25 protein-coding genes are annotated in these 25,971 nt (G+C 45.1%); 12 read left to right on the forward strand and 13 right to left on the reverse strand.

The features are described from left to right. Window positions 1–61: 61 nt before the first annotated feature. Window positions 62–1,285: a ferrochelatase gene (locus QUA99_RS18080; RefSeq protein ID WP_333239443.1), complete on the reverse strand. Its 1,224-nt coding sequence runs from the start codon at window positions 1,283–1,285 to the stop codon at window positions 62–64. Window positions 1,286–1,910: 625 nt separating this feature from the next. Between QUA99_RS18080 and QUA99_RS18085 the strand changes: the two genes are divergently transcribed. Continuing rightward, window positions 1,911–2,495, forward strand: a complete 585-nt coding sequence (locus QUA99_RS18085; RefSeq protein WP_333239441.1) for a hypothetical protein — start codon at window positions 1,911–1,913, stop codon at window positions 2,493–2,495. Beyond that, the gene (locus tag QUA99_RS18090; protein WP_333239439.1) at window positions 2,488–3,213 is read left to right on the forward strand and encodes a DUF3120 domain-containing protein; all 726 of its coding nucleotides are present in this window, start codon (window positions 2,488–2,490) and stop codon (window positions 3,211–3,213) included. Before QUA99_RS18085 ends, QUA99_RS18090 begins: the two co-directional genes overlap by 8 nt. A gap of 125 nt (window positions 3,214–3,338) precedes the next feature. On the opposite strand, the gene QUA99_RS18095 is transcribed toward QUA99_RS18090, so the two are convergent. Continuing rightward, complete coding sequence (locus QUA99_RS18095; RefSeq protein WP_333239437.1) at window positions 3,339–3,809, reverse strand: aspartyl protease family protein; 471 nt, start codon at window positions 3,807–3,809, stop codon at window positions 3,339–3,341. 123 nt (window positions 3,810–3,932) lie between these two features. On the opposite strand from QUA99_RS18095, the gene QUA99_RS18100 reads away from it, so the two are divergent. Both QUA99_RS18100 and QUA99_RS18105 read left to right on the forward strand, forming a co-directional pair. Beyond that, window positions 3,933–4,781, forward strand: coding sequence for an alpha/beta hydrolase (locus QUA99_RS18100; protein WP_333239435.1), 849 nt, complete (start codon window positions 3,933–3,935; stop codon window positions 4,779–4,781). A gap of 108 nt (window positions 4,782–4,889) precedes the next feature. After that, window positions 4,890–6,092 carry a pentapeptide repeat-containing protein gene (locus QUA99_RS18105; RefSeq protein ID WP_333239433.1) on the forward strand — a complete coding sequence of 401 codons (1,203 nt, stop codon included), beginning with the start codon at window positions 4,890–4,892 and terminating at the stop codon, window positions 6,090–6,092. 432 nt (window positions 6,093–6,524) lie between these two features. Here QUA99_RS18105 and QUA99_RS18110 read toward each other — a convergent pair whose 3' ends face one another. Then, window positions 6,525–7,403 (reverse strand): choice-of-anchor L family PEP-CTERM protein, encoded by an 879-nt coding sequence (locus QUA99_RS18110; RefSeq protein WP_333239431.1) that lies wholly within the window; start codon window positions 7,401–7,403, stop codon window positions 6,525–6,527. A gap of 445 nt (window positions 7,404–7,848) precedes the next feature. Then, window positions 7,849–9,576, reverse strand: coding sequence for a gamma-glutamyltransferase (gene ggt, locus QUA99_RS18115; RefSeq protein ID WP_333239429.1), 1,728 nt, complete (start codon window positions 9,574–9,576; stop codon window positions 7,849–7,851). Window positions 9,577–10,473: 897 nt separating this feature from the next. Between ggt and QUA99_RS18120 the strand changes: the two genes are divergently transcribed. The 3 genes from QUA99_RS18120 (at window position 10,474) to QUA99_RS18130 (ending at window position 12,874) form a co-directional block, all read left to right on the forward strand. Then, complete coding sequence (locus QUA99_RS18120; RefSeq protein WP_333460391.1) at window positions 10,474–11,517, forward strand: glycosyltransferase family 2 protein; 1,044 nt, start codon at window positions 10,474–10,476, stop codon at window positions 11,515–11,517. 195 nt (window positions 11,518–11,712) lie between these two features. Continuing rightward, window positions 11,713–11,952 carry a hypothetical protein gene (locus QUA99_RS18125; protein WP_333343460.1) on the forward strand — a complete coding sequence of 80 codons (240 nt, stop codon included), beginning with the start codon at window positions 11,713–11,715 and terminating at the stop codon, window positions 11,950–11,952. Between the two features lie 154 nt (window positions 11,953–12,106). Next, entirely contained in the window at window positions 12,107–12,874 is a 768-nt protein-coding gene (locus tag QUA99_RS18130) for a DUF1350 family protein (protein WP_333239425.1), read from the forward strand. A 56-nt stretch (window positions 12,875–12,930) separates the two neighbouring features. Here QUA99_RS18130 and QUA99_RS18135 read toward each other — a convergent pair whose 3' ends face one another. Beyond that, the gene (locus tag QUA99_RS18135) at window positions 12,931–13,401 is read right to left on the reverse strand and encodes an ATP-binding protein (protein WP_333239423.1); all 471 of its coding nucleotides are present in this window, start codon (window positions 13,399–13,401) and stop codon (window positions 12,931–12,933) included. A gap of 421 nt (window positions 13,402–13,822) precedes the next feature. On the opposite strand from QUA99_RS18135, the gene QUA99_RS18140 reads away from it, so the two are divergent. Continuing rightward, on the forward strand, window positions 13,823–14,959 hold the full coding sequence (locus QUA99_RS18140) for a SpoIIE family protein phosphatase (RefSeq protein WP_333239421.1): 1,137 nt from the start codon (window positions 13,823–13,825) through the stop codon (window positions 14,957–14,959). 56 nt (window positions 14,960–15,015) lie between these two features. Here QUA99_RS18140 and QUA99_RS18145 read toward each other — a convergent pair whose 3' ends face one another. The 6 genes from QUA99_RS18145 to QUA99_RS18170 form a co-directional block, all read right to left on the reverse strand. Beyond that, entirely contained in the window at window positions 15,016–15,342 is a 327-nt protein-coding gene (locus tag QUA99_RS18145; RefSeq protein ID WP_293148351.1) for an STAS domain-containing protein, read from the reverse strand. A gap of 321 nt (window positions 15,343–15,663) precedes the next feature. Continuing rightward, window positions 15,664–16,761, reverse strand: coding sequence for an MFS transporter (locus QUA99_RS18150; RefSeq protein WP_333239419.1), 1,098 nt, complete (start codon window positions 16,759–16,761; stop codon window positions 15,664–15,666). A 70-nt stretch (window positions 16,762–16,831) separates the two neighbouring features. Then, window positions 16,832–17,722 carry a type IV pilin-like G/H family protein gene (locus QUA99_RS18155; RefSeq protein WP_333239417.1) on the reverse strand — a complete coding sequence of 297 codons (891 nt, stop codon included), beginning with the start codon at window positions 17,720–17,722 and terminating at the stop codon, window positions 16,832–16,834. Window positions 17,723–17,773: 51 nt separating this feature from the next. Continuing rightward, the gene (locus tag QUA99_RS18160; protein WP_333239416.1) at window positions 17,774–18,478 is read right to left on the reverse strand and encodes a helix-turn-helix domain-containing protein; all 705 of its coding nucleotides are present in this window, start codon (window positions 18,476–18,478) and stop codon (window positions 17,774–17,776) included. Window positions 18,479–18,556: 78 nt separating this feature from the next. Then, complete coding sequence (gene dps, locus QUA99_RS18165) at window positions 18,557–19,108, reverse strand: DNA starvation/stationary phase protection protein Dps (protein ID WP_333239414.1); 552 nt, start codon at window positions 19,106–19,108, stop codon at window positions 18,557–18,559. Between the two features lie 95 nt (window positions 19,109–19,203). Then, entirely contained in the window at window positions 19,204–19,464 is a 261-nt protein-coding gene (locus QUA99_RS18170; protein ID WP_333076422.1) for a sulfiredoxin, read from the reverse strand. 63 nt (window positions 19,465–19,527) lie between these two features. On the opposite strand from QUA99_RS18170, the gene QUA99_RS18175 reads away from it, so the two are divergent. Continuing rightward, on the forward strand, window positions 19,528–19,659 hold the full coding sequence (locus QUA99_RS18175) for a hypothetical protein (protein ID WP_333239412.1): 132 nt from the start codon (window positions 19,528–19,530) through the stop codon (window positions 19,657–19,659). A gap of 260 nt (window positions 19,660–19,919) precedes the next feature. Then, window positions 19,920–21,971: a hypothetical protein gene (locus QUA99_RS18180; protein ID WP_333239410.1), complete on the forward strand. Its 2,052-nt coding sequence runs from the start codon at window positions 19,920–19,922 to the stop codon at window positions 21,969–21,971. 233 nt (window positions 21,972–22,204) lie between these two features. Here the strand turns inward: QUA99_RS18180 and QUA99_RS18185 are convergent, their stop codons facing one another. Together QUA99_RS18185 and QUA99_RS18190 are read right to left on the reverse strand one after the other, a co-directional pair. Continuing rightward, window positions 22,205–22,864: a DUF1345 domain-containing protein gene (locus QUA99_RS18185; RefSeq protein WP_333239408.1), complete on the reverse strand. Its 660-nt coding sequence runs from the start codon at window positions 22,862–22,864 to the stop codon at window positions 22,205–22,207. Window positions 22,865–22,993: 129 nt separating this feature from the next. Further along, a complete protein-coding gene (locus QUA99_RS18190) occupies window positions 22,994–24,205 on the reverse strand; it encodes a transposase (protein ID WP_333239406.1) in 1,212 nt (403 codons plus the stop codon). A 179-nt stretch (window positions 24,206–24,384) separates the two neighbouring features. Between QUA99_RS18190 and QUA99_RS18195 the strand changes: the two genes are divergently transcribed. Further along, window positions 24,385–24,639 (forward strand): hypothetical protein, encoded by a 255-nt coding sequence (locus tag QUA99_RS18195; protein WP_172192057.1) that lies wholly within the window; start codon window positions 24,385–24,387, stop codon window positions 24,637–24,639. An 82-nt stretch (window positions 24,640–24,721) separates the two neighbouring features. Beyond that, window positions 24,722–25,786, forward strand: coding sequence for an Hpt domain-containing protein (locus QUA99_RS18200; protein WP_445251024.1), 1,065 nt, complete (start codon window positions 24,722–24,724; stop codon window positions 25,784–25,786). Window positions 25,787–25,971: the final 185 nt, after the last annotated feature.

Consider the following 25,971-nt stretch of genomic DNA (forward strand, 5'->3'; position numbering starts at 1 on the left):
TACCGAATCTGCGCGCTGCGACGCAGTATTATTGCAAAAAACCCGGTTTCTGAACTCTCAATTAATGAGAATGACCGTGTTCACCATGAGAATGCTCGTGCCCGTGAGAATGCCCGTGCCCGTGAGAATGACCGTGATCTCCATGAGAATGCCCGTGTTCCCCGTGAGAATGACTGTGCTCGCGGTGCGCCGCAGCCAAACTCGGATTAACAGCAACCGCAGTCTCATTCAACAACGCTTCAATCTGCGGATTTGCCCACTCTGCCGCCATTTTCAGAAACTCTGGATGGTCGTTAACGCAAGGCAATTTGCGGTAAGTTACTCCTTTACGCTGTTTCTGCAAAGACTCAATAATGTGGTCTACATCTAACAAAGTTTCGTGATTTTCTGTGGCAAATCCGATCGGCATAAACACGATCGCAGTTGCACCCAGATCGATCAAATTCTTCGCAGCCAACGTCGCATCCGGCTGCGTCCATTCAATCAGCGGCGTGTCGTGATTCAGCCAACCCACCGAAATCAAAGGATAGCGATACATCAAACGTTCCCGCACGCGATCGTACAAAGCTTGACTTTCCACAATTCCCGAAGTAAAGCCCTTCGCCTTGTGCGGACAACCGTGATTCATCAGCACAATCCCAATCTGAGAAGGCAAATGCGCTACAGCTAAATCGTTCTTAATTTCCTCTTCAACCAAACGCGCCATCAAATCGATGTAAGCAGGTTCATCGTAAAAAGAAGGAATGTAGCGCTGTCCTTTTACCCAATGTTCCTTACCATCAAAGGTTTGTGCTAAAGCTTTATTCACCTGTTCGACTGCAATGCCGCTGGTGAAAACAGAATCAACTACCAACAGCGGATAAATCAGAATTTTGTCAAATCCTTCTGCTTTAATTTGCGGAATTACTTGTTCCGGCAAAAACGGCGCGCAAAAGTTAAAAGCTTTGAACACTTTTACTTTATCGCCCCATTTCTCCTGTAAATTCTTTTCAATCCCGGCGCGCTGCTGTTCAAAAATTGCATTGTGCGGCGAAACGAATTGACCGTGTTGGTGACTCCACTCGTGCAAGTCAAAGATTGCTAAAATCTTCGCCAGCGGCGGATAAATCCAAAGCGGTACTGGCGCAAACTTTGCCGTAAGCAAATTTAAAGCTTGTTCGTTGTAGTTGGCAAAATCGTCGTAGCTTTCGACTTCGCCGTAACCCATCAGCAATACAGCAACGCGATCGTTACTTGCGGGTGTCGCAGATGTTTTGAAATCGATTTTTTCTGGAGAAGCAACCACTTTGTATTCCTCAATTTGAATTATTTGGAGAGTCGCAGGAAGGATGAATCAGAATTGCGAAGAGAAACCCCGTTTCTAGACTCCCCGGAGATCCCCCTCGCATCCCCCTTAAGAAGCAGGGCTGTTTCATTCTCGGTTGATGGGGAGATGGGGAGATGGGGAGAGGGGGAGAAAAGCCCTTTTCAAGAGAGTGATTAATTTTTGAGCTTTTGAGTCATCCCTCCGACTGCCCTTCTCCCCATCCCCCTCTCCCCCCATCTCCTCATAAAGATGAGTTTTTTGGTGAGAATGAAACAGTCCTGCCTTAAGAAGGGGGACTTTGAGACTCTTTCTCCCCTCTGAAGAAGGGGGGCTGGGGGGATCGGAATCTGATAGGAAAGGCAAGAGAATACGCCGCAGGGTCTGGGACAAAGGGCATTAAGTTTTATGTTTTCTTAAGACTTCCTCACCTTGCCTCCGGTTTCGGTGTCTCGGAGCGTTCCCAGCGTTTATTTTGGGGGGATATCATTCAAACACGACTCTGTTATTAGTTTAACATCCTATCCCCCTGCATAGCATATAATTAATTACGGTGTACAATAAAGTAAAGTTATGTTAAGCTCATAATTAATTTTCTTGAAGCACGATGAGACTGGTAATTTGCCCCGGAATCCATGACCCAAAACTAACCGATCGCTTCCTAGAGGGACTTTCGGAAGTTTGGGGAGACGCAGAATCCCGGCAAAATCCGCAAATAGTCGATCGTGTCAAGATTTTTCCCGCTCATAAACATCCCCCTTTTTCAGCTCTTGACATATTGCATTTTTTGTGGGCCGAAGAGTTGGCAGGAGAAAATCTAGTATTTGTCAGCTTTTCGGCAGGAGTAGCCGGGGCGATCGGGGCGGCTTGGATGTGGCAGCAACTCGGCGGCAAAGTCGGGGCTTTTTTTGCCTTAGACGGTTGGGGAGTACCCCTGGGGGGCAATTTTCCCATCCACCGAATCAGCCACGATCGCTTTACGCACTGGAGTTCGGCAATTCTCGGTGGCGGTGGAGAAAGCTTTTATGCAGATCCGGCGATCGAACATTTGGATTTATGGCGAGCTCCCCAAACGGCAAAGGGCTGGCACGTCAGCCAAACCGCCGCCGGCGTTGAGACTGTCGCACCCACAACCGCAGCAAAATTTTTAGTCCACCTATTGAAACAATACGGAGTCCAATCAGTTGTTTAATCTTAATTTAGTATCATCCGCGATCGCACCTATTGCCACCATCGCCCGCCTCGACAATTCTGTCACTTCAGGCACAACAAACACCATCAAACAGTGGTTAATATTTAGCGCCTCTGCATTTTTAGTCTCAATTCCAGTCTTCGTGCAAGCACCGTTAGTGCGTCTATATCCAACCATCAGTTTGCTATCAACTATCCCCTGGTTTGTTCTGAGTTTAATTCTAATTTTTCGCCCCAAAACACAACTTTGGGGAGATTTATTATTAGGATTTGCCGGATGCTGGCTGGCAGGTTCTATCTATTGGGGCTGGTTTAGATGGGAACCAATTTTACATCTACCTATAGAAGCAATTGGCTTGCCTTTTGCTATTTGGTGCTTGGGCAAATCTTGGGGAAAAGTTGGTAGCTATTTTTACTTGGGTTCGCTATTCGGTACTGCCATTACTGATTTATATTTTTACTTAACTGGGTTGATGCCTTACTGGCGACAAGTGATGCACGCGGAACCGGAATTAGCAATGCCGATTTTTCAAAGTGCGATCGGTCAAATCGAAACTCCTTGGGGCATAGGTTGCGCTTTAGTTTTAATCGCTGTGTTGCTAACAGTCGGTTTGCTGAGTTTGCGCGATCGAGAACTGCACTGGCGTGCTTTCAGCGGCGCTGTGTTAAGCACGCTTTTGGTAGATGGTTTATTTTGGCTGGCTGCTTCTGCTGCTTAAGATTTATGATGGGTTTCTATGTTGGTAAGTTGTGACCGCAGATGTGGGCAGATTGACGCAGATTAACGCAGATTTTTTTGAGATTTCCGACTTTTTTAAGAAGTCGGGAATATGGGTATTTTTTTTTAGCATCCGCCTGTTAACTTGATATAAGTTACAGGATAGTTAGGATTAGTGGGATTCCCGATTAACCGCTGATTCCTACAATCGACAAGCAAATCTAACTTCTCCAAAACCACCTGACCAATCAACACTTCATCACCTGTTACCAGAGCATCCTCGGTAGTCCTACGCCCCTCAATTTCAATTAATATAGCCTCCGTTACTCCTACGGTTTCCTGACGACCATCAGCATACTTAACAAGCTGCTGTCCTATAATTCGTAAACCTAGGTGCTGTACCATCTCTGCTGAAATTACTAGGTAAACCGATCCTGTATCTACTAGAGCTTCTGTTTCACACTCACGCAACAGCCGAGGCGCAAGCAACCCCCGACTAATTAGAGCTTCATCTATGGCATTGGTCAGCTTTACCTGAGTCTTAACTGCCCCCATGTTCTTACTTCCATCCAATTCTAATTTATTTAATTCTTTCATATTAAATTTCCTTTTAATCTTTTGCTGCTTACATTATACGAGTTCTGCTAACTGAGACGCGATCGCCCCTCATTCCTATATGATTTAAAATTATCATCACTCAAAACTCAAAACTACTTAATCATGGCTTTCATTTCAATTCGCGGTGTAGAACATTATTACGAGTGGATAACGGCAGATAACACGGCCCAACCTAGCGGGAAACCAGTGATGGTATTCCTGCACGGGTGGGCGGGTTCAGCGCGCTACTGGGAAAGTACGGCACGGGCTATTGCTGATGATTTTGATTGTTTGCTTTACGATATGAGAGGTTTTGGTCGATCGCCTTTGCCAAAAGAGCCTCCTGAGTCCAGCTACGAACTCGAAACCTACGCCCGCGACTTAGCTGAATTGTTAGAATCTCTGAATTTAAGCCGCGTCTTTCTCAATGCTCACTCTACAGGTGCATCAATTGCTACTTTATTTCTCAACCTTTACCCCGAAAAAGTAGAAAAAGCAATTCTCACTTGCAGCGGGATTTTTGAATACGATGAAAAAGCCTTTACAACTTTTCACAAATTCGGCGGCTATGTGGTAAAATTTAGGCCATCTTGGCTGGCATCGATCCCCTTTGCCGATCGGCTATTTATGGCCCGGTTTTTGCGCCGTTCCCTGCCCACAGAGGTCAGTCTGGCGTTTCTCAAGGATTTTTTAATGGCAGACGAGCAAGCTGCTATAGGTACAATGGTGACGGCCGTCAGCAAAAGAGCCGCCGAGGAAATGCCCCAAGAATTTGCGCGGCTGAGTGTTCCCACACTGCTTGTGGCCGGAGAATTTGACCAAATTATCCCTGCGGTCATGGGAGAGCAAGCAGCCTCCCTCAGCAAAAAAGTAGAATTTGTTATAATTCCGAATACGGCTCACTTTCCGATGCTGGAGGATGCCGCAACATACTTGCAGCGAATTCGAGAATTTTTGCCAGCAGCGGCTTAGCTGAGTTATTGTTCATCTAATGCACGATCGGACAAGCAAGCTTTGAGAACGGCTTTTGCTCCGATCTTAATTTTTAATTCCTAATTTCTTAAAGCGAAAGGTGGTACAATGAACGACCTCGACCAATACTATAAAGTGCTGGGACTGTTGCCGGGAGCTTCCAGAGAAGAAATTAGCCAAGCCTACAAGGATTTAGCGTTCATTTGGCACCCCGATCGCATCCCCAAAGACAATCCCAGACTACTACAGAAAGCTGAAGAAAAGATTAAGGAAATTAATCAAGCTCGCGAACAATTGCGATCGATTCAACCAAGAGGTCAGAATCAGAACGTTCAGCAAAAACATACTCAGCACAAACACACCCAGTACCAAAACACCCAGCACAAACACACTCAGCAACAAACTACCCAGCAACAAAACGCTCAGTACAGAAACACTCAACAACAAACTACCCAGCAACAAAACGCTCAGTACAGAAACACTCAGCAACAAACTACCCAGCAACAAAACGCTCAGTACAGAAACACTCAACAACAAACTACCCAGCAACAAACTACCCAGCAACAAAATACTCAGCAACAAAATACCCAGCAACAAAATACCCAGCAACAAAATACTCAGTACAGAAACACTCAGCAACCCAACAGTCAGTACCAAAACACTCAGTACCAAAACACTCAGCAACCCAATAGTCAGTACCAAAACACTCAGTACCAAAACACTCAGTACAGAAATACTCAGTATCCAAACACCCAGCACCAAAACACCCAGCCACCGTCGGCAAACCCAAAAGAACCGCGCTACTCTTCTGAACCCTCTTCAGGAAAATATCCTGGAAATTATGCGGGAAACTATGGGGGAAACCCTGCAGGGCCCTATTCAGAGGCGTCGCGCTACCAATCGCAGCCACCGCCATCTCAGTCTTACCGCCAAGCTGGGCCGCAAGCTCCCGATTTGAGCGGTTCCAACTTCAAAGGAGCTTCCTTAAAAGAAAAGGATTTTTCAGGAAGAAACTTGAGCAATGCAAACCTGAGTGAAGCTGACTTAAGTGATGCTTTTCTACACAACGTCAATCTCACAGGCGCCAATTTGCACCAAGCAAACTTGTTCCGGGCCAATTTGTTAGGAGCTTGTTTGATCAATGCCAACTTGAGAGAAACCAACTTAATCGGAGCCGATTTGAGCGGTGCTGACTTGAGCGGTGCTGACTTAACAGGAGCGAAAATCGGTTACGGCGATCGAGTTATGGTCAAACTTACCCGGACTACATTAACAGGTACAATCTTACCCGACGGTACCGTTCATAGCTAAATTATTTAGTTTTTAGTCAGTCGTTGTAGACGCGGGTTTGACCCGCAATAGTTGCTGCAATTCCAAATACAAAAAAATCCGCCCTTTGCGAATTTGGGAGAAAAACTTATATTTTGTCCGCTAGAACAACCGCAATAAAATTGGTTCGTAGTGAGGGCATTCGTCGTCAGAATTATATGAGGACTTGCATTCCTTGCTGCGCACCCATATAGGTTAAATTACTTGAGATGATATTACGCGATCGCGATCGCAAAAACCGAGTTTTTTTACCCGGTTCAAGAACTGCAACGAGGTCTTTTCGTTCATCAAACCCCGTTTCTGTCTCCAACACAGCTAATCGAGATTCATATTACAGCAACCGCCAAAATGGTTCCTGTTCTGTTTTTTCCTTCTTCCTTTTTCCTTCTGCCTTCTGCCTTCTGCCTTCCGTTATTAATTACTTCCGCCATAGCGATTGCGTAACTTTCGTCCAGCAGCCAGCATAGCCCCTCCCGCCATCAAACCCCCCACAGTCATCGGTTCTGGAACCGCCTCAGCTTTTTCCGTCCCCACAGAACCACCTTTAATAAATACAGCAGAATCTACATTGCCGTCGCCCACATCTTTAATGCGGATGCTGAGAACATTCGTCTGATTTTGCTTGAGCAAACCCTCAAAACCTAAAACTTTAGTAAAACCGTCCAGCTTAATGATGCTAGCAGCAATACCTGTCAAACTTGAGTTGTCAATATAGTCCGCGTGATCTGCAGAGCGATTATTTGGATCTGGAACCAGATTATTAATCGTAAATGTTTTCCCGTCGCTCAACTTTGCCAAATTAGTGCCATTCAACAGGAGTTCAAAATTGTCATTAAATTCAGAACCGCCGAACTCAGGAAACTCCTCAGAAGCAAATACATATTCAAAGAACAACTTTTCGACCGTGCTATTAGCAAAAAAGCTGAGGTTGAGCTGAGTCAAATCCCCCTGTTCACCCCTAGGCCCAAAGTCCGTGTTTAAATCGCTGCCGTTGGTCATTAGATTATCTTTCCGATTTTTACCCGGTATATCAGTGACTTTACCAGTGCTCAGAACAACACCTGATGTCAAACCGAAGGGGTCATTAGTGAAAGTACCAAAAGCAGCCTCATTTCCTGTAATTGAAACAGAGAAATCACTCAATCCGGCTGTATTAGTTCCTAACAAATTATTTTTCAAAGTCTCAATGTTGTTAGTTGCCCCTACCGAAAATGCCATGGCTGGCGCTGCCAACCAGCTCAGGACACCAGTCAATGTAGCAGTTAAGGCAGCAGTTTTGTGAGAATTTATCATAAATTTTTTGTTAAAAATACAAAGCTGATTCAATACACAACTTCATTTTCACACTATATAACTATCAATGTCTAGTGCCTTTACAATGACTTTATATCTAAGTATATTTACGGTTTTTGTAGTTATTTTTTTTTGTAGTTCTTGGCAGTTAGTCAGTCAATAAACCTCTCCACAAAAACATGGATGCCAAAATATACGTACACAGACTAATAATTTCATGACTTACGCACTGGATACTAAAAGAAACCGGGTTTTTATATCGTTGGCGATCGCGCACTCGCGTGGGATTTTGGTGAAAAACCCGGTTTCTGCGTAAGTCCGCAATTTATATCAAGTCGGCTCGATCGACCATTCCGGTAGAGGGCGGGGCGGGTTTACTCAAGTGCTGGTGAAGAAGTCAAGATGATGACAACCCGCCCCTAGAAAAATTACGGTTCACAGATGACTAAAACCCCCTTGCTTCTCCTTCGCCGCGCCGATCCGCAGCCCCTTCTAACCAACCGTCAGCAGTCAGGACGATCGCATTAGCGTTTCCCCAGCCGTCATCTTCCACAATCAGGTGTCCCCGCCGCCGCAACTCCGAAAGCGTCGCAGCCTCAAAACCTCCCCCTTCCACCCTCAGCCGATCGGGCTGCCATTGGTGGTGAATTCTAGGTGCAGATACAGCCTCCCCGACATTCATGTCGTAAACCAACACGTTCAGCACTATTTGCAGCACCGTGGTAATAATTGTGCTGCCTCCGGGAGCCCCAGCAGCCAGACGGAATTTGCCATTTTCGGTCACGATGACCGGCGTCATGCTGGATAAAGGAGTCTTCCCCGGGGCGATCGAATTTGCCTCCCCGCCCACCAAACCAAACAAATTCGGCACTCCAGGCGCTGCTGCAAAATCGTCCATCTCGTTGTTGAGCAAAATTCCCGTACCCGCCGCCACAGCGCCAGCCCCAAAACCGCCATTCACCGTAAACGTCAAACTCACAACATTGCGCTCTTTATCAACTACCGTTAGGTGCGTAGTTTCAGGAGACTCCCACACGAAGCGGCTCAAAGTTTCAGCGTCAACAGCTTTTACATCTCTGGAGGGTGTGGCTTTTGACATTTGAATTTGCGATCGTCTCAATTTGGCATAATTGATGCTAGTCAGAGCTTTGATCGGTACATTCACAAAATCCGGGTCGCCCAAATACTCCGCCCTGTCAGCATAAGCAATCCTCATACTCTCCGCCAGCAAGTGCAAAGTATCTGGACTTTGCCTTCCCAAACTCTTGAGATCCGTATCTCCCAGAATATTTAAGATTTGCAACAAATGAACCCCGCCGGAAGAAGGAGGCGACATCGCGCAAATTTGGTAAGCGCGAAAGTTGCCGCAAACCGGATTCCGCCAAATCGGCGTATAGTTTTTCAAATCTTCGAGAGTGATAATGCCGCCGTTTTTAGCCATGTCGGCGGCGATCGCCCGCGCAATGTCCCCGGTATAAAAACTTTGCGGATTTTCTGCAATCTGCCGCAATGTCCGCGCCAAATCCCGCTGCACCAAAAGCTCCCCCGGCTGGTATAAAATGCCACCGCGAGTAAAAACATCCCGCGCCGCCCGGTTTTTGGCGATCGCATCCTGTCGTTGCCTGGTAGCTGCGGTAAACCGCGAACTTACCGGAAAGCCTTTTTCAGCCAGGGCGATCGCCGGCGCCACCACAGCCGCCCAAGGTAACTTACCGTACTCGCGGTGCACTGTATAAAGTCCAGCCACAGTACCCGGAATACCCGCCGCCAAATGCCCGTCCAGACTTGCCCTTGGGCGCACCTTGCCTGAGTTGTCGAGGTACATATCCCGCGCAGCCCGTTTCGGAGCTCGTTCCCGGAAATCCAGCGCTTGCACAGTCCCCGTTTCCGCCCGCCGCAGCAGCAAAAAACCCCCGCCGCCGATACCCGCCGAAAAAGGCTCCACCACCGAAATCGCCAAAGCCGTAGCAGCCGCCGCATCCACTGCATTGCCTCCCTGTTGCAGCAGGGCCAGCCCCGCAGCGCTAGCCAGAGGGTGAGCCGAAACTGCCATCCCCTGTTTGCTGCGGCGCTGCTGCAAGTTTGGCTGTAGCTGCTGCTGGCAACCGCCGAACAGCAACACTGTTAGGACACAAGTATAAATTCGCACTTTGCTCAAGAACTTGGGGAACATTTTTTACAGGTGATTCGTGGATTTTTTACAGTATAATTTTATGCTTGTCTTCCCTAATATCTAGCGGTACTGAGTTCAACCGCAGATAAATTACCTGTTATGGCAGACTGGGAAACGATTTGACCCGGGGAGGCTCTCGCGACCCAAAAAACAGAGAAATGAGGGACAGCTTAGGGCAACTTAATTATTCAATAAGTTTGAAAAAGCATCTTTATTTAGAAATCACTCATCTCAACAAAGCTGATGAACGTAGAATAATTCAGTTGATAAAACCTCAAAAAAAATTAGTATAAATTTTAGATTGTTGATTATATTATGAAAATAATAGCAGACAATATAGAGTTTTTTTGATTATTTGTGCGGCAAATTGGTCAATCAACAAAATAGGATATACGAACTTTAGATCGAGTTTTTAAAACAACTCAAATTAGGTTTTAAGTGCGTAATGAAAGTATTTTATATTCAGAAAAATGCGGAGGAAAAACAATTTTATTATCAGCGGTTAACCGGACTAGTTATGAGTCATAAAGTCGGTTTATTAGTAGAGATCTAGTTGTCAAACCAACAATTTTGGGGGATGCCTGGTTTCTCTGGGTAAGTCCGATTAAAGCAAAAATATCCGATCGACTCTAGGAAAACTTCAATCCCCCGACAAAACCGTCAATGCCTCGCAGCCGAGGCTTGTGCGTCAGAAAAATTGTTGCCCAACAGTCTGCACTCCCTCTCCTAACACGTGTCCCCCCCTTATGATAGATAACACTGAGGTGCTAAGCCTGTTATATTGGCAGTATGTAGGCAAGTTTCGGGAATACTGGTACTTACACGTAAAGGAGTCAGAGTGTCTGCTGCTAGACTCTACTTCGGCGAACAACTACCAAACCACACCTAATGCAAGTTATGAACAGCGAACAAGTCAGTGTAATCATTCCTGCATTCAATGCTGCCGACACTCTGGCCGAGACAGTTGCCTCCGTACTCAGCGGTACCCACAAGAATCTAGAAATTTTAATTGTTGATGACTGTTCTACTGACGCTACTAACAAAGTTGCCGCTAAACTGGCGGAACAAGATTCGAGAATTCAATACTTCCGGAATCCCCAAAATTACGGGGTTTCTAAGGCGAGAAACTTAATGATCTATCGGGCAACGGGCGACTATGTAGCGTTTATCGACAGCGACGATACCTGGGAACCCAACAAGCTAGAAGTTTGTTTGAAGATGCTCGCAGACAATCCCGAAGTCAAAGCTGTGGCTCACGCTTTGCGGTATTTAGACAAGCGCGGCAACAAGTTGAGTTACATTCCCACCTATCCTACAACTAAAGCAGAAATGCAGGCGATTAAGGAGACAGGCGAAAGCCCTTGGGTTTTCCCGTCTTCTGTTGTAGTCGATCGCTCCATTCTTCTCAAAGAAGGTGGGTTTGCAGAAGATTGGGAGGTAGGAGAAGATACAGAGTTATTTACCAAACTTGCTCAAAAGTACGGCTTGCTAGCTACGACAGAACCTTTGGGAAACTATCGAATTAGAGGAAAGTCTCTCACGGATAAGCACTGGCTGAAAAAGCGCATAGCTTCTGATTGTGTCAAGGAAAACCAACTGCGGCGCTTGCGGGGAGAAAAAGAGCTATCACTCCACGAGTACGAACAGATACGCTTTAAGAATTTGCCCCTATTGAAAAAAATTAACAAATTCCGAGAAGTTTTGGCACTGCACTACATGAGAAAGCTGGGGCAAAGTTTTTTAAATCGGGAGGTTTTGCCGACTATTGTTTACGGCCTCGCTACCACAGTGCTCAATCCTCAAGCTACTCTGAACAAGTGGAAATGGATGAAGGCTCACGAGAAGTTGAGTCATCAAACGGCAGAAGGCATCAATAATAATTCGGCAGAATTAAACCCCCCGCGAGTTTCTGAATTCGGGGGGTTATCCTCAAGAAGCTGATATTTTTATGTAGGTTTTAGTCAAGAAATTAAGGAGCATCTCATATTTGTAAAAACACTTCTTCTGCCTTCTGACTCTTTCCTTCTGCTTCCTGCCTCAAAAGTCCAATTTATAGCTTGGCGGCTTTCATTGAGATCCTCCCAGAAACTAGGTGATGCCAATCAAGCCGCATCAAAGCCGATCGCGCAGGGGCTAGTGAATAGGCCCTCTTCGGGTTTTAAGTGGTATTTGAATGTTAATATCCTGTCGGGTCAATTACCAGCAATAACAACTACAGCGGCTTGCCGCAGTGCGATGGGAAACGATATAAAAATTTTTGAAAGTCGCGATCGGATTTCAGCTTTGATTTATTCGGCCCCCAGCTTCAACCCTATACAGGGCAGAAATAACAGCGTTCGCCCCCCGTGCTATTTGCCGCCAAAACAGTTACACTAAATATCATATATAAGTAAAGAGCCAAGTTTTTTGAATGGAAAAATGGGTAGCCAAGCCATTTTTGAGGCAGAAAGTAAAAGCAAAAAATTACAAAAAGTTCTGCCTTATAGCTTCAGAGGACGATCGCCTTTTTATTTGGAATTAGATTGAATTTATGGACTGGCAAGAAATTTCTGGTAACTGGGTATTAATTCCTTCAAGACCGATCGCGATCGTACATTTTCTCGGCGGTGCATTTGTGGCGACAGCACCGCAACTCACCTATCGCTGGCTGTTAGAAGCTTTGGGGAACCAAGGATATCTTGTAGTAGCAACGCCGTTTGTCAATACTTTGGATCATATTGCGATCGCCCGCGATGTCCTCAACAAATTTGAAAATGCCCTCGATCGCCTGCGGGCCACTAAATTGCTCAAATCTTCCTATCTCCCCGTTTACGGAATGGGACACAGCATGGGATGCAAACTGCACTTGCTGATCGGTTCTGTGTTTGACGTAGAAAGGGCAGGCAATATTCTGATTTCTTTCAACAATTATGCGGCATCCGAAGCAATCCCGATCGTCGAGCAAATTTCCCCCGTCTTTAACGTTGAGTTTACCCCGTCCCCCCAAGAAACTAATCGCCTCGTCCAAGATAGCTATCAAATTCGGCGCAATCTTTTAGTCAAATTTAACGGCGACAACATCGACCAAACCCTGCTGTTGACCAAACTGCTAAAAGCACGATTTCCCGACATGATTACAGTTCAGACTCTGACTGGCAACCATCAAACGCCCTTGGGGCAAGATGTTAGCTGGCCTGTGGGTCAAATTTTTACGCCCTTCGACGCGATCGGGCAATGGGTCAAACAAGAAGTGTATCGGGAATTAAATCAATTAAAACGGACAATTCTGCTGTGGCTGAATCCTACGTCCCCCGTTTAAAAGCCGATCGATCTCATTAACCGCAAAGTTCCTCCGGCAGTTGCAAAATATCAGCTTCATCCTTCGGCATTGAGACATGGCGAATAATTTTTGACCATCGACAAACAGTTCCGTCCATCAGCCGTTCTCTCGTAACGAATACTGTCTGCGATGTCTTTGATCAATTTTAGGCCCCGCCCGCCCGGAGAGTGAATATCTACTTTTTCCGAAATATCTTGGATTTTTTTCTCTAAATCAAACGGATCGCCCGAGTCCCAAATTTTAATCTCTAAAGATTCAGCGAACACTGCCACCTGAATGTCAACAGGCAAATCCGCTGGTTTGCCCTTGTGGGCGTGACGCACCGCATTCGTAAAGCCCTCAGCCAAAGCTAACTGACACCTGAGCCACACACTTGTAGGAATTCGCGAGTCGTACAATTGTGAAAACCAAGACAAAACATGGTCTAATCCATTGAGACCGGTATTGACTTGAAGATCCGCTTTTTTGAGCATCGGCAACTTTTCGGAACCTTTTAATTCAATCACGCTCAGCCACTGAAGTTCTCTATCGGTCTAGGGAAATATAAAACAAGGCAAAATTTGAGGGAAATTTGAGGGAAATTTGAGGGAAATTTGAGGATACTAGCTGTTGCTGCTAGTTTGTAAATATCAAATCTACTAATTGGTTTTTTAGAATACCAGAAATCGTGCTGCCATGTCAACTTGTCCGTGCTGCCAATAAAAATCGATCGAAGTTCATATTCTGAGTATAAACTGAGTGAAGTTTGAGGGCGCTAAAATTTTCATCAAATTTAGAGGTAAATTAAACTCCACGGTGCGGGGGCAAAAGCATTTACCTCGTCGAAGGCGATGTTATTAGAGTATACTCAATCTCAGACCAGCGCGCTGACAGGATATATTTTTAATGACCCCCAGACCTTGAAAGACTTGTAGTACCTGAGTGCCCATGTTTCAAATTCTGGTTATTGACGATGATACGGCTGTTCAAGAACTGCTGAGAAGAACTCTGAAAAAACAGGGTTACGAAGTAACAGTAGCAAGTAATGGCGAAGACGGTGTAGCCCAGGCGCAAAAATTGCGTCCGGCCCTGATAATTTGCGACTGGATCATGCCGCGCTTGACGGGCATAGATGTCTGCCGTCGAGTTAAGGCAGATCCGGATCTGTCAACTACACAATTCTTTTTGTTGACTTCTTTGGGTTCGATCGCCGATCGAGTCAAAGGGCTCGACGCCGGTGCCGACGACTTTATCTCGAAGCCGATCGAACTCAACGAATTACAAGCGAGAGTACGCGCCGGATTGCGGCTGCACCAACTCAGCCGAGATTTGAAAATAGCCAAGCAAAGTCTGGAAGCAGAATTAGCCGAGGCGGCGGAGTACGTGCAATCGCTGCTGCCAGATCCGATGACGGAACCTGTCAGCATTGAAGCAAAGTTCATTCCCTCCCGACAGTTGGGGGGAGATTGCTTTGACTACAACTGGCTGGACGCCGATTATTTGGCGATTTACTTGCTAGACGTGGCTGGTCACGGTTTGCGGGCGGCATTGCCTTCAGTGGCAGTTTTGAATTTGCTGCGATCGCGCGCCCTCCCCAACATTGACTACTACAAACCCAGCGACGTTTTGCGCGCCCTCAACACCACCTTCCAGATGAGCTACCAAAATGACAAGTATTTCACCATCTGGTACGGCGTTTACAACCGCATTTCTCGCCAGCTAGTTTACGCCAGCGCCGGCCATCCCCCGGCCGTGTTGATTTCCCAGTCGCCTGCGAGCACCGCTAAAATCCAGCGATTAAAAACCCCCGGAATGCCTGTAGGGATGTTCCCCGACGCCCCCTATGTCGATAATTGCTGCGATGTCGAGGATTTGAGCACTCTCTACATCTTTAGCGACGGAGTATACGAGATCCACCAACCAGACGGCAATATCTGGGGGCTTGACCCTTTCGTAGACCTGTTAGCAGCTTACAACGGTGCAACTGCCGACCAGTTAGAGCTGGTTTTGAACTACATTCAAACGTTGAACGCTAAAGCAGTTTTTGATGATGATTGGTCTTTACTCAAGGTAAACTTTGGCTAGCTGACCTCTTGCATTGCATCCGCGACAAAATAGCAAGAAGGCAGCAGCCAAAAAATTTAGTTAGTTGAGAGAATTTTGCTATTAAAAGCATCACGGGTCGGAAATATCTCGAAAACTCGATCCATGCTGGTGAGTTCAAATAAGATGCGGATTTGCTCGTTGATAGAACAGACAACTAATTGACTCCCAGCGGCCCGGACTGTTTTGAGCGCCAAGACTAAAGCACCCAAACCAGAACTATCCATAAATGTCACATCTTGGAAGTCTATCAATACCACATCGGCTCCCGCTTCCACTAGGTCGCTAATCTCTTGGCGGAATTGACTTGCCTTGGTGCCGTCTAAAATGCCAGAGGGCTGAATAATTTTAACTACAGGACTCATATTTTGCGGTGGGAATGTCAGAATTTCTAGCCAGACTAGGCTAGTATAGCTGCGAGATGGACTCCGATCCAAATAAGAGAGTGAGGATTTCTAAGACATTTTCACTCTTAAAGGCAGCGCCCAGCAGCCTCTAAACAGTCCAAGAAACTGATTCAGCTTACTTGTATGCTTCCTCAATATCTTCAGAGCGCCCTTAGCATCGGCGTTGACTGCCCACCCAATAGCTGTGCGGTAAAGTCCACAATGGATACGTTTGCGACTGAATTTATAGGTATTGGGGCTGTCTGCATTCCATAGGGGGAGATTGACATCTTCGACTTTTCATCGACTTAGCATAATTTTCGATTTCAACACCCACCACAGCGACAGAGCAGATACCATAACAATCAAAGCGGAAACAGCCGGTATGCCAGCGATCTCGCTCAAACCACCCATCACTGGAATACCGCCCACAATAATCGCGAGTCCGAGTGCAAAACCTGTGGCTGTGGCTGGCTGTTGTGGCATAATTTTGGCTGTGGCGGCGAGGGTGACAGGAATACTCGACTGGAGTAGTGCTAAACCAAGAATTAAAGTGAGGTAATTTGGTGGATAAAATAATAATAAAACTGCGGCAATTGTGAGGGAAACAATTGTGTAGCGCCTCCAGCCCCAGCGCTGTGCGAGAATACCGCCAAAGACTTTGGCAATACCGGTGACAAAGGCGATCGCAACGAGCTGATTGAGATGGATTTGCAAGAGGAATTGGAAGCTAGTCCAAACTGTGGAAGTGAGCGCGATCGCGCTCAGCAATACCAACAAAACCCCGTCATCTAAGGGATTTTCAATTGTTTCCTGCCCAGACAAAGCCGGAGAATGGGAGAAAACATCATATTTTGATAAGTCAATTATGGCAACGATCGCCATCATTAAACCAAGCAGGATTGCGATTGGCAAGCTAATTTTACAACCCGTCCATCCCCAAGCAATACCTAGTGTTAAGCCGATCGCTCCTGGTGCGGCAAAAATTCCCGGACCAGTAGTACGATTAGGAGTAGCAGTTAATGCTAAAGCGCCGCCACCTACATGAAAAGCTGCTGAACCAATTCCTGCTAAGATTATAGCTAGTGGAGAATGCCATTGAGCGATCGCCAATGCCAATAAAAGCGAAAACAATCCCACCAAAACAGCTAGACGAGGACGTTGAAATTTATCTGTTAACATTCCCGCCAATGGCTGATACCCAAAACCCAGAATGTTGTAGAGAATAATCAGCCAACTTGCTTGCTCAAAAGACATCGTGCGGGGCAAACTTCCTAACACAAACCCGGCGGCTGCATCAGCTAAACCGTGAGCAATACCAAGAATTAAGCAGAGGGAAATAGCAGAAAGGTAAATAGTTGGTTGGTGCAACCGGAATTTATGCTGAGAGTTTGGCATTAGCTTAGATATAGCAGTTGACAATTGACAGTTTTGGTCATAAACCTCATTTCTTTACGCCGTCGATTTTTTATCGATCGCGCAATCCAAATTTATCGCTTTTATCTGAGGAACCAGGAGGACATTGAAATTTACCATTAACCAGTTGCGGAATCTCAGGAGCTATCATTGATGGCTTGTCAGTTTCACAAATACCTTGAATGAATTGGTAATTGTCCTTGTCTTTAACAATAAATATTGTCAATCGGTAACTTTTGAGCTCCTTTGTTTTGCTCGCCACTGTGAAATTAGCTGTCGTTGCATCGCCCTGAATATCTAACCGATAAAATTTGTGATACCAAGTATAAAAAGATGTTTCTTTAAGAGCAAAATCTAATTCTTGCCAATTATCAGCAAAGCGTCCTTTTTCGTAGTATGATCTGTTTTGCATCCGAGTATAATTGTGTGCGAAGCCTCTCAATTCCCTAACTACTACTCGATGATTAGGTATTAAAACTGAATTTCCACCAGTGTTATAATTAAAGCCGGTAAGAGCCGGGATAAAAATCATGTAACTTGCTAAATTGCTAAGTAAAGAAAATAGTATTATTTGGCATCTTGATAATTCAAATTTTTCTCTTGCAAAAAAACAGTCATAAATTACAGATTCAATTATAAAAGAAAGAATCAAGCAAATCGCTAAAGATTCTTTAGAGATGTTATTAATATCGCGAGGTAAGGAGAAAATATTTTTATGCATAAGAGTGCTCAACACAAGAGGAATCCCTAAAATAGAAGTCGCAATATTTGCCACTAAAACTGCGATGAACAACCTGGGAAAACTAATGGCAATTTCTGCAGATTTCAAACACAGAAAAACAACTATCATCTCAACGGGAATAATGCTCACAAAAAGCCAGATATTACCAGTTTGTGACAGAAAGAAAGGGGCCGCTACATTGGCTACAATCAATTGAGACATTAGGTTGTCCTTGTTATTCAGAACGATCGCTAATTAACAAATAACAATAGCTCAAATAGGGCTAACTTTGGCGCGGTAGAGGAGTTTGTCGCCTTGTCTGTATCCCGTGTAGCGAACTTTGACGGTTTCTCCCGGCTGGGCTGTTCCTTCGATAAGCTGGTGTTGTTGAGGGTTGTAGGGAATCTGGGCTCCGACTGGGGCGATCGACTCCACTCCCCAATGCTCTAATAACTGCTCGACTGGCCGCAGCAAGGGCAGTAGTTTCTGAGCCCGCAAGTGGTGATTTTCCTGAGCTTTGCTCGCAGCAGTCGGCCACTGCAACATCCAAGATTCTAAAATTTGCACGCTAGATAGCTGGAATTCCTGCATCAAAGATTCTCGCTGCTGTTCGATCGAAGCTTGCAGGCGCTGATATTCTTGTTCTAGGGCTGTCGGTGGTGCCTGTTCTAACTCTACAGAGTCTGGTGCCAAGGTTGCGAGCAATTCGGTTAAGGAAATTTGTAAAGCTTGACTGATTTTGAGCAGGATGTCGGCTCTGGTTTGCAGGGCTAAGCCGCGACGGAGGCGACTTAGCTGGATCTCGGAAACTCCTGCTTTTTGGCTGAGTTCTCGATCGCTCGAAAGCCCCGCCTGTCGCATCAGGCGTTGCAGTTGAGGAGCATAATCTGGAATATTAGCTGCCACGAAAAATTCATCCAAATTAATAAATGGACATATTCTCGATCCTAAGCTCTCAGGAGCATTAACGAAATACATTTTTGAGGCGGGCTGTTCGGCCCGCCCCACAGCAGTTTCGCAATTTATGAAGATGCAAGTTCAATTCTTGAAAGCTTGCTATTTGACGGCTACTTTTTCCCGGGCTGCGGCTGTTGCACTTGTCGCAGAACCTTGCAAATGCGCTTCTAGGAACCACAAACGCTTGTCAATTGTGCGCGAAATTTCGGTGTAGAGATCCGCTGTATCGGCGTCGCCGAGTTCCGCTGCTTTGTCGATCGCGACTCGCAGGTGTTGGGCGTAGGGTGCGTAGCGATCGGCCAAAGCCGTCACGTATTCTTTCCCGTCTACAATGTCGAAAGGAAATTCTGGCAGGATCGAATCTGCGGCGGCTGTGCGGGCTGTTCCTACAGCCAAACCGCCCAAAGCTGTGACCCGTTCGGCAACCGTATCAACGTATTCTTCGAGTTCTGTTGCCATTTCGTCAAACAGCAAGTGCAACTGGTAGAAGTCCATGCCTTTAACATTCCAGTGAGCTTGTTTGACTTGAGTTTTTAAGTCCAGAGTCGTTGCCAGCGTGGCGTTGAGCAGCCCGACTACTTGAGAGCGGGTGGCGGCTGACATATCGATGCGGGTGGGGTAAAGATGTTGTTTGTGGTTGTTGGCAGTCATAGGTTTTTAGCTTGTTAGTAGTGATTGTCGATCGAACTTCTTAGAAAGGTTTGGGCGATCGAATGTTTGCCTGTCGTGAATTGCTATTGAGAGGCTCAGGCTAAGTGCATCTGCAACACGGCACGGGGAGCTCGGCGTACATTACAGCGGATTGTTTCTAAACCGAGACGCTGGCAAGCTTCGTACCGGTGGCAGCCGGAAAATCCGTAATACTGACCATCTACTTCTAGCACGTCGATGGGTTCGTTTAAACCTACCTCGCGGATGGATTCCATGAGGGCGGCGACTTTGGTTTGGTCGTTGACTCGCGGCAGGGGGCGGCGAATCTGGTTGAGGGGAATTTCTTCTATCCTCATGGCGGCTCTCTTTTTTGCTTCTTATTAAATCATACTCGTAATGACTTCGTTTTAGCAAGAAAAATGTCAGGAAATTTTGAGATTGGCAAAACGGGGGCGTGCGATCGCCCGTTTGCTGTAGTGTCGAGCGATCGAGGGCGATCGGCTTTGGGTAGGAAAATCAGCATTAAAAATTCCTTCCCATCACCTGGGTAGCTCAATTCATTGTCGGTGTCTTGACGTTTGAATGCCCTAAAGTTATAAATTTATTAGGCAAAGCCTAGGGGTAGTCGTTACGACTGCCGCATCATAACCGCTGAAAAATAACCGCTAAAAAGGCGGTTTTAGCGTTTTTTTTAGACAGGGGATTTCATTGCCATGTAATGGTATGCCTTGAGGAATCTTTCAGCAATTTTTGAAGTCCACTAGAAGAGTATTAATGATAGCTTCGTTGCTCCAACCATACCAGTTAATTAATGAAAAGTAAAAACCAGATTGAGCAAATTGCACAGAATTTAAAGCAAGCCATCTCAGACAGAGAGCAAAAGCTAGCCTTAGACTTATTTCGAGCGGGATTACAACAAAGTGAGGCGGAATTTGTAGGTCAACTACGAAAAATTGGTGTACTTCGATGCTCAAACTATGATTTCCAATCTCAGATACTTAATTTATTGATAAATGAAACTGGGAAAATAAACATCAGCCAGGATAGCCAAGTTTACTTTGAATCTATAAAATCGCTTCTTTCCATCTCAAGAAATATTCAAACCTTATTTAAGGCTTTACTTAAAGAGGTTGATTATCTTGAGATGAAAAGTTACCTAATTGCAGTTGATTCATTGTTCTGGCTCCTTGACGATCTTCAACAAGACCACGCTAATCGCTACTCTGTATGTAAGGAAGAGCTAGCTTCAGCCTTTTCTTTTTATCTTTATCATAGCCATGACAAAAAGGTTATAGATAAATCAAATATTAATAAAGTCAATGAAAAACGCTTAAACGATAAATATTACCTTGACAAATTAGAGGATTTTAACAAATTAATTTTTTTTCAAGAGTCTGAAGTGCTTGTAGATAGTTTTGGTTATACAGCTATACAAAATGATGCAAAAATTATTTTAAAAGCACCTGACCCAAAGTTCGAGATGAGCCGTTGTCTCGGCTACACAAGACAATCTATGCAAGAAATTGCTAACTCGTTTGATTCTCTGTCAGAATTATCAGAAATAACAGAAAAAACCCCCTCTATATTGGAATTTTCAAAGGCGTATTATCAAAAGTTTAAAGAGTCTACATTTAAGATTATAGACAGTCCTTTAAAACGCATTGTCATGCAATTTCACCCTCAAATTTTAAGTAAGTTTTTGGACAGTAACAGTCTTTTTTTGGAAGAGGAGATGATTCTCAAACAACTTGAAACTAATTTATTTATTGACTATAAAAAAGTAAATGAAATCCCAGTTTCCCAAAGCTTATCATTATTCGATATCATTAAAGTACAACGGTTATTTGCATTTATGTTATTCGTTCTTACGGAGTATATAGACTCTAAAAATCTCTTTAAGTCTAAGTTATTTTGGCGATCTATGCCTGTTTTACAAGCCAATGAACTCAAAGATTTATTGGCTAGTTTTTTGGGAGAACAAAAGGCAAAAGAAATTTTTGAGTTATTTACTTGGAGATTAGACAAGAAGAGATTTGATTTACAAACGCACCCATTTATTAATGTTGAAGATTGGATACTTTTACCTCTGGGAATTTTAACTAACTCTGATCTTTGTAGAAACATTCTTCAATCAATTAATTTTAGATTTGATTCAGAATCATCTGCAGATCCACTTGTTCTGGAGATGGAGAGATGCTTAAAACCAGTATCATCAATATTTGCAACCAATTTAAAATATTCTTTTAAGGGCATTGAAGGCGAGGTAGATGTCTTAGCTGTTGTAGATAATTGCCTATTTATATTTGAATGCAAAAACTCCTTGCATCCTTGTAATGTATTTGAATTGAGAACCACTTATGATTGCATTCAGAAAGCCGCAACTCAATTGACTCGCTTCCAAGATTTATGGCAGCAAGAACCTTTCAGAACGTATTTAGCAAAGAAGATTAAAACACAGCCTAATTTGCCATCCCAATTATGTTCATGTATTGTCATGGGAAATCGAATGTTTTCAGGTTTACGTGAACAAGGGCATAGCGTCAGACCAATCCGGGAGCTTTGTTACATCATCTCTAAAGGAGAAATTCTACTTAATTCATATAATATTTATGACCAAGATGCAGGTAAGAAGAGCATTATCAAATTTAAACTATGGAAGGAAGACCAATTAAAGGCAGAAGATTTATTGGGTTATATTCAAGAAGATTCTCTTCATAAGTGCTATTTCAATTCTATGATAAGAATTGAGCAAAAAATTAAACTGAAGAATAAATCTCTAGTTCAAGAGTCGTATTCTTTTAGTCCTGAGAGGTTTTTTGAGCAGTTAGTAGATAACTTTAGATTTACTACAGAGAATCTGTAGGGCTTTCATAGGTATCCTCAGAGTATTACACCAAGCTGTTTTTAGCTTGTTTTTATCTCTAACCTCACCCTAACTTGATCGTGAACACTAACATTTTCTATTGAGTTATGCAAAATTTGGTGATTAGCCTGACTTTCTTGCCTCTCACTCTGGAATTCGGGCAATAAGCAGCGCCCTAAAACAAGATCGATCGCCCATTCACAAAAAATCGCCGCATCTGCGACAGAATCATCTCAAGTCAATCCCGCAATAATATTGACACTCATAGCCAGAATAGCGGTGTTAAAAAAGAACGACAGCACGCTGTGAAAAAGCACGAGATACCTCATGGAACGAGAAGTTATCTGCACGTCTGCAACTTGGCAAGTCATGCCAATACCAAAGGAGAAATATAAAAAATCTTTGTAATCTGGTTCCTCGTCGCCCGGAAAATCCAAACCCCCCGCCTGTAAGTAACTGCCGTGCTGCTTGCTGCGGTTTTTGTAGTAGCTGCGGGCATAGTGCATCGTGAAGATAGTGTGTACCTGCATCCAAGACCCAACAATTGTTAAGACAGAAAGCCCCAAGTGCAGAAATAGCAAATTCGGTGACAGACCTTTGGTATCGCGCAGCAGGAAGAAAATGGCTAACAAGCTAGCACAAGCCGCTGCCACGATCGTACTTAAGATTGTTAAGCGGCCAGCATCCAACTGCTGAGCGTGTTGGCGCATCATTTCGGGAGTGCCTTGCAGCATCAGCATCCAAGTCAAAAGCAGGAAACTCACAGCGCCCGCATTCCAAATGCACAGCGTCCGAGTCAGGGGGAGATAGTCAGGCGGCAGGAAAAGAGCGACTGCGATAGCAAACAGAACAGACACAAATAGGCGGTGCCGGACGCTCCAGACCCAGTGCATATGAGATTTGGAAACATTTCTCACAGTAAGCTAGCTTAAGTTAGGCACAGTAAGGGTAGAAAATCTCAACTACTGCCATCTTCGCAGGAACTCGCAAAAAATAGGTATGAATTGTTGACACTCCCGGGCCTAAAGGCGTGGGGATTCTTTGTTCATAGATCCAACTTGCTCAGGCAGGATTGCTCCAGCCAAAGTAGAGGTCGAATCTCCCAAAGCGTTCGGATCTAAGACCCAAGTTCCGGTATGCCCTACCGTACTCAATGCTAGTTTCAGGATATTAACAGCAGCATTCCTATCTCTGTCCATGACAAGCCCGCATTCACAAACATGGGTTCTCATGGACAGAGATTTTTTGACTATTGCACCACAGTTAGAGCATAATTGAGAGGTATAGGCAGGATTAACGGCAACTGTTGCCCTGCCAAATTTCACTCCAAAATACTCTAGCCACTTCCTGAACTGATACCAGCCTGCATCATTAATCGACTTAGCAAGACAATGATTCTTTACTAGATTTTTAATCCTCAAATCTTCGTAGGCGACCAAATCGTTAGATTGGATTACGCAACGCGCTAGTCTCTTAGCGTGTTCTTCACGTTGCCTACTTATTTTGAGGTGTACTCGCCCTAGTCGATTAACGGCTTTCTTGCGATTGACAGAGCCTTTCTTTTTACGAGAAACAAGGCGTTGTCTGAACTTCAACCGTTTTTCACTTGTTCGGTAAAACTTGGGATTAGGTTCGGCGTGACCGTCAGAGTTGGTGTAGAACTCTTTAAGCCCTACATCTAATCCAATCGTCTTGCCTGTCGGTACTGCATCTAATTTATTTTCAGCACTAATTAAGAACTGAACATAGTACCCGTCAGCGCGACGTATTAACCGCACTCGCTTTATCTGATCGAGTTGGTAGAAGTTTAAATCCCACGTTCCCTTGAGTTTGAGCTTGCCAATTCCTTTCTTGTCGGTGAAAGTGATTTGTTTCCGCGTCTGTGAAAGTTTCCAGCCACTGACTTTGTACTCAACTGAGCGACAATTCTTCTTGAACTGCGGATATCCCTTCTTTCCGGGAACAGCTTTTTTGCAATTATCGTAGAACCGAGCAATCGCAGAATAAGCTCTTTCTACCGAAGCCTGACAAGCGCTAGAGTTCAAGGCTTTAACAAAGGAAAACTCTTCTCTGAGCAATGTGCCGTGACGGTACAACTCCTTCTGCCCCACGCCTCGGTTGTCGATCCAATAGCGGACACATTTATTCCGAACGAATTGAGCAGTTCTAATCGCCTCGTCTATTGCTGCGTACTGATTTGGTTTTCCTTTAGCCTTAAATTCTCTGACGAACATTTTACGTGAGAAGTCGCTACGTTAAAATGGTAGCACAAAGCCGGCCACTGAAGAAGGGGCTTTAGACCTAACTTTTTGGTAACACGCAGCACAGCCAGGCTTTTCATGCCTTTCGATAGATCGATCGACCTCAACGTTCTAGGTACAGTAGGAGAAAAGATAAATTGCGGTTTGACACTATGGCATCCTCCCAACCCCTCAAAGGCATTGAATTGATCGACTGCGCCAAAGCTAACGCCCAACAAGGAATCGCCACAGCCGCTGAGCTTTGCGGCTACGGAGGCGACCTCAACACCTTCGAGCGGGAACTGAAACAGGCTTGCCAAAACATCGGCGTCGAAGTCAAGGAATTGAGCGATTTGATTACAGATCAGCAGATGATGAAAGAAGGAATGGGGATTGAAATCGCTCCAGATACTCCCTCAGAACTCTAGACTCAATCTCCACCGCACCAGTTTTAGAGTTAAGACTGCCCCGACACCAATATTTTGAGTCTGCTAGCTGAGGCAGGCTAGAATGTTTTGCATGGGAGCTTCCGACTTTAGCCAGGAGTCGCGTTTTCTCCCGCGAACAGGGTGCTTTCTGGAGGGTGCTGAGATTGTTAGGAGGACTGTCGTGTCAGATCAGCAAGACCGAATTATGCGTTTGTTTATAGAGGAGGCTAAGGAGCACCTCGATACTCTAGAAAATGGTTTAGTGGATTTGAAGTCCACGATGAAAGACCCCGAAAGCGTCCAAGAGATGTTTCGAGCCGCCCATTCCGTGAAAGGAGGGGCGGCCATGCTGGGTTTAGATAGTATTAAAACAACCGCTCACCGCTTGGAAGATTGTTTTAAGGTGCTCAAGGACGGGCCCGTCAAGCAGGTTGACCAAACGGCAGAATCCCTATTTTTAAAGGGAGTTGATACGCTTAAGGACTTGCTGGGGCGACTGGAGGGGCCTTTCGGCTTGAGGAATGAAGAGGGAGAAAAACTCGTGCAGCAGGTGATGCCAGTTTTTGCTCAACTGGAAACTCACCTCAATAACTTGGCCTCGGGCAAAGTTCTGGCAGTTGCTGCTGGGTCTGGTTCGCTCCCCGCTCAAACAGCGGGCCCTGTGCCGGCGAATTTTGCGATCGAGGTTATGGCTTTACTTAAAGAAATGTTGCAGGTGTTCAAGCAGAAAGAATCGGCTGCTAGTCGCCAGGAGTTGACGGCTGTGTGCGTTCGCCTCTATAAGTTGGGAGGTAAAATTGAGACTTGGCAAAATTTAGTTAAAACAGCTAGAGGGGCGATAGTTAATCCCAAAAACTCTTATAAAGTCTTAGCTCCGCTGATTATCAAAGAACTCAAGGAGGCTGGGGATTTGGTGCAAGGGGGGAAAGTCAAGACGATCGTTCCGAGTAAAAATTTGCTACTTTTGGCAGCAAGCCCAAAACCTGTAGAGGCAAGCGCCCCAGCAGTCCCAGCAGCAGCGTCGAAGCAAGTAGCACTTCCCGGCGAACCGAAGGCTGTAGTGAGGCTTTTGCTGAAAACCTTCAACAAAAAGCAACTCTCGGAAATCGCCAAGTTATTGGTTCACGCCATCAAATCCTCGAACTAGGAGTTGTTGCAGTAGAAGATAGAGTCGCAGCAATATTTGTGAGACCGAAAATTTTGTGGTGCGTGCTGGCAGCCTAAATTCCGCAGCAACTATAAAAAATTCACTCATTCGAGATTTTTGCCTTCTAACTTCTACTGTTGGGCAACCCTGCGTTAGAATGAGTGAATACAGGATAGGCGTGCAAT

Origin of the sequence: Microcoleus sp. F10-B2, assembly GCF_036704965.1 — a bacterium.
GTDB lineage: Bacteria > Cyanobacteriota > Cyanobacteriia > Cyanobacteriales > Microcoleaceae > Microcoleus.

Coding starts and splice junctions, on each gene's coding strand:
- QUA99_RS18085 (WP_333239441.1), top strand. CDS start 1,911: ATGAGACTGGTAATTTGCCCCGGAATCCATGACCCAAAACTAACCGAT.
- QUA99_RS18095 (WP_333239437.1), bottom strand. CDS start 3,809: ATGAAAGAATTAAATAAATTAGAATTGGATGGAAGTAAGAACATGGGG.
- QUA99_RS18100 (WP_333239435.1), top strand. CDS start 3,933: ATGGCTTTCATTTCAATTCGCGGTGTAGAACATTATTACGAGTGGATA.
- QUA99_RS18105 (WP_333239433.1), top strand. CDS start 4,890: ATGAACGACCTCGACCAATACTATAAAGTGCTGGGACTGTTGCCGGGA.
- QUA99_RS18110 (WP_333239431.1), bottom strand. CDS start 7,403: ATGATAAATTCTCACAAAACTGCTGCCTTAACTGCTACATTGACTGGT.
- ggt (WP_333239429.1), bottom strand. CDS start 9,576: ATGTTCCCCAAGTTCTTGAGCAAAGTGCGAATTTATACTTGTGTCCTA.
- QUA99_RS18120 (WP_333460391.1), top strand. CDS start 10,474: ATGAACAGCGAACAAGTCAGTGTAATCATTCCTGCATTCAATGCTGCC.
- QUA99_RS18130 (WP_333239425.1), top strand. CDS start 12,107: ATGGACTGGCAAGAAATTTCTGGTAACTGGGTATTAATTCCTTCAAGA.
- QUA99_RS18140 (WP_333239421.1), top strand. CDS start 13,823: ATGTTTCAAATTCTGGTTATTGACGATGATACGGCTGTTCAAGAACTG.
- QUA99_RS18145 (WP_293148351.1), bottom strand. CDS start 15,342: ATGAGTCCTGTAGTTAAAATTATTCAGCCCTCTGGCATTTTAGACGGC.
- QUA99_RS18150 (WP_333239419.1), bottom strand. CDS start 16,761: ATGCCAAACTCTCAGCATAAATTCCGGTTGCACCAACCAACTATTTAC.
- QUA99_RS18155 (WP_333239417.1), bottom strand. CDS start 17,722: ATGTCTCAATTGATTGTAGCCAATGTAGCGGCCCCTTTCTTTCTGTCA.
- QUA99_RS18160 (WP_333239416.1), bottom strand. CDS start 18,478: ATGTATTTCGTTAATGCTCCTGAGAGCTTAGGATCGAGAATATGTCCA.
- dps (WP_333239414.1), bottom strand. CDS start 19,108: ATGACTGCCAACAACCACAAACAACATCTTTACCCCACCCGCATCGAT.
- QUA99_RS18170 (WP_333076422.1), bottom strand. CDS start 19,464: ATGAGGATAGAAGAAATTCCCCTCAACCAGATTCGCCGCCCCCTGCCG.
- QUA99_RS18175 (WP_333239412.1), top strand. CDS start 19,528: ATGTCAGGAAATTTTGAGATTGGCAAAACGGGGGCGTGCGATCGCCCG.
- QUA99_RS18180 (WP_333239410.1), top strand. CDS start 19,920: ATGAAAAGTAAAAACCAGATTGAGCAAATTGCACAGAATTTAAAGCAA.
- QUA99_RS18185 (WP_333239408.1), bottom strand. CDS start 22,864: ATGCACTGGGTCTGGAGCGTCCGGCACCGCCTATTTGTGTCTGTTCTG.
- QUA99_RS18190 (WP_333239406.1), bottom strand. CDS start 24,205: ATGTTCGTCAGAGAATTTAAGGCTAAAGGAAAACCAAATCAGTACGCA.
- QUA99_RS18195 (WP_172192057.1), top strand. CDS start 24,385: ATGGCATCCTCCCAACCCCTCAAAGGCATTGAATTGATCGACTGCGCC.
- QUA99_RS18200 (WP_445251024.1), top strand. CDS start 24,722: ATGTTTTGCATGGGAGCTTCCGACTTTAGCCAGGAGTCGCGTTTTCTC.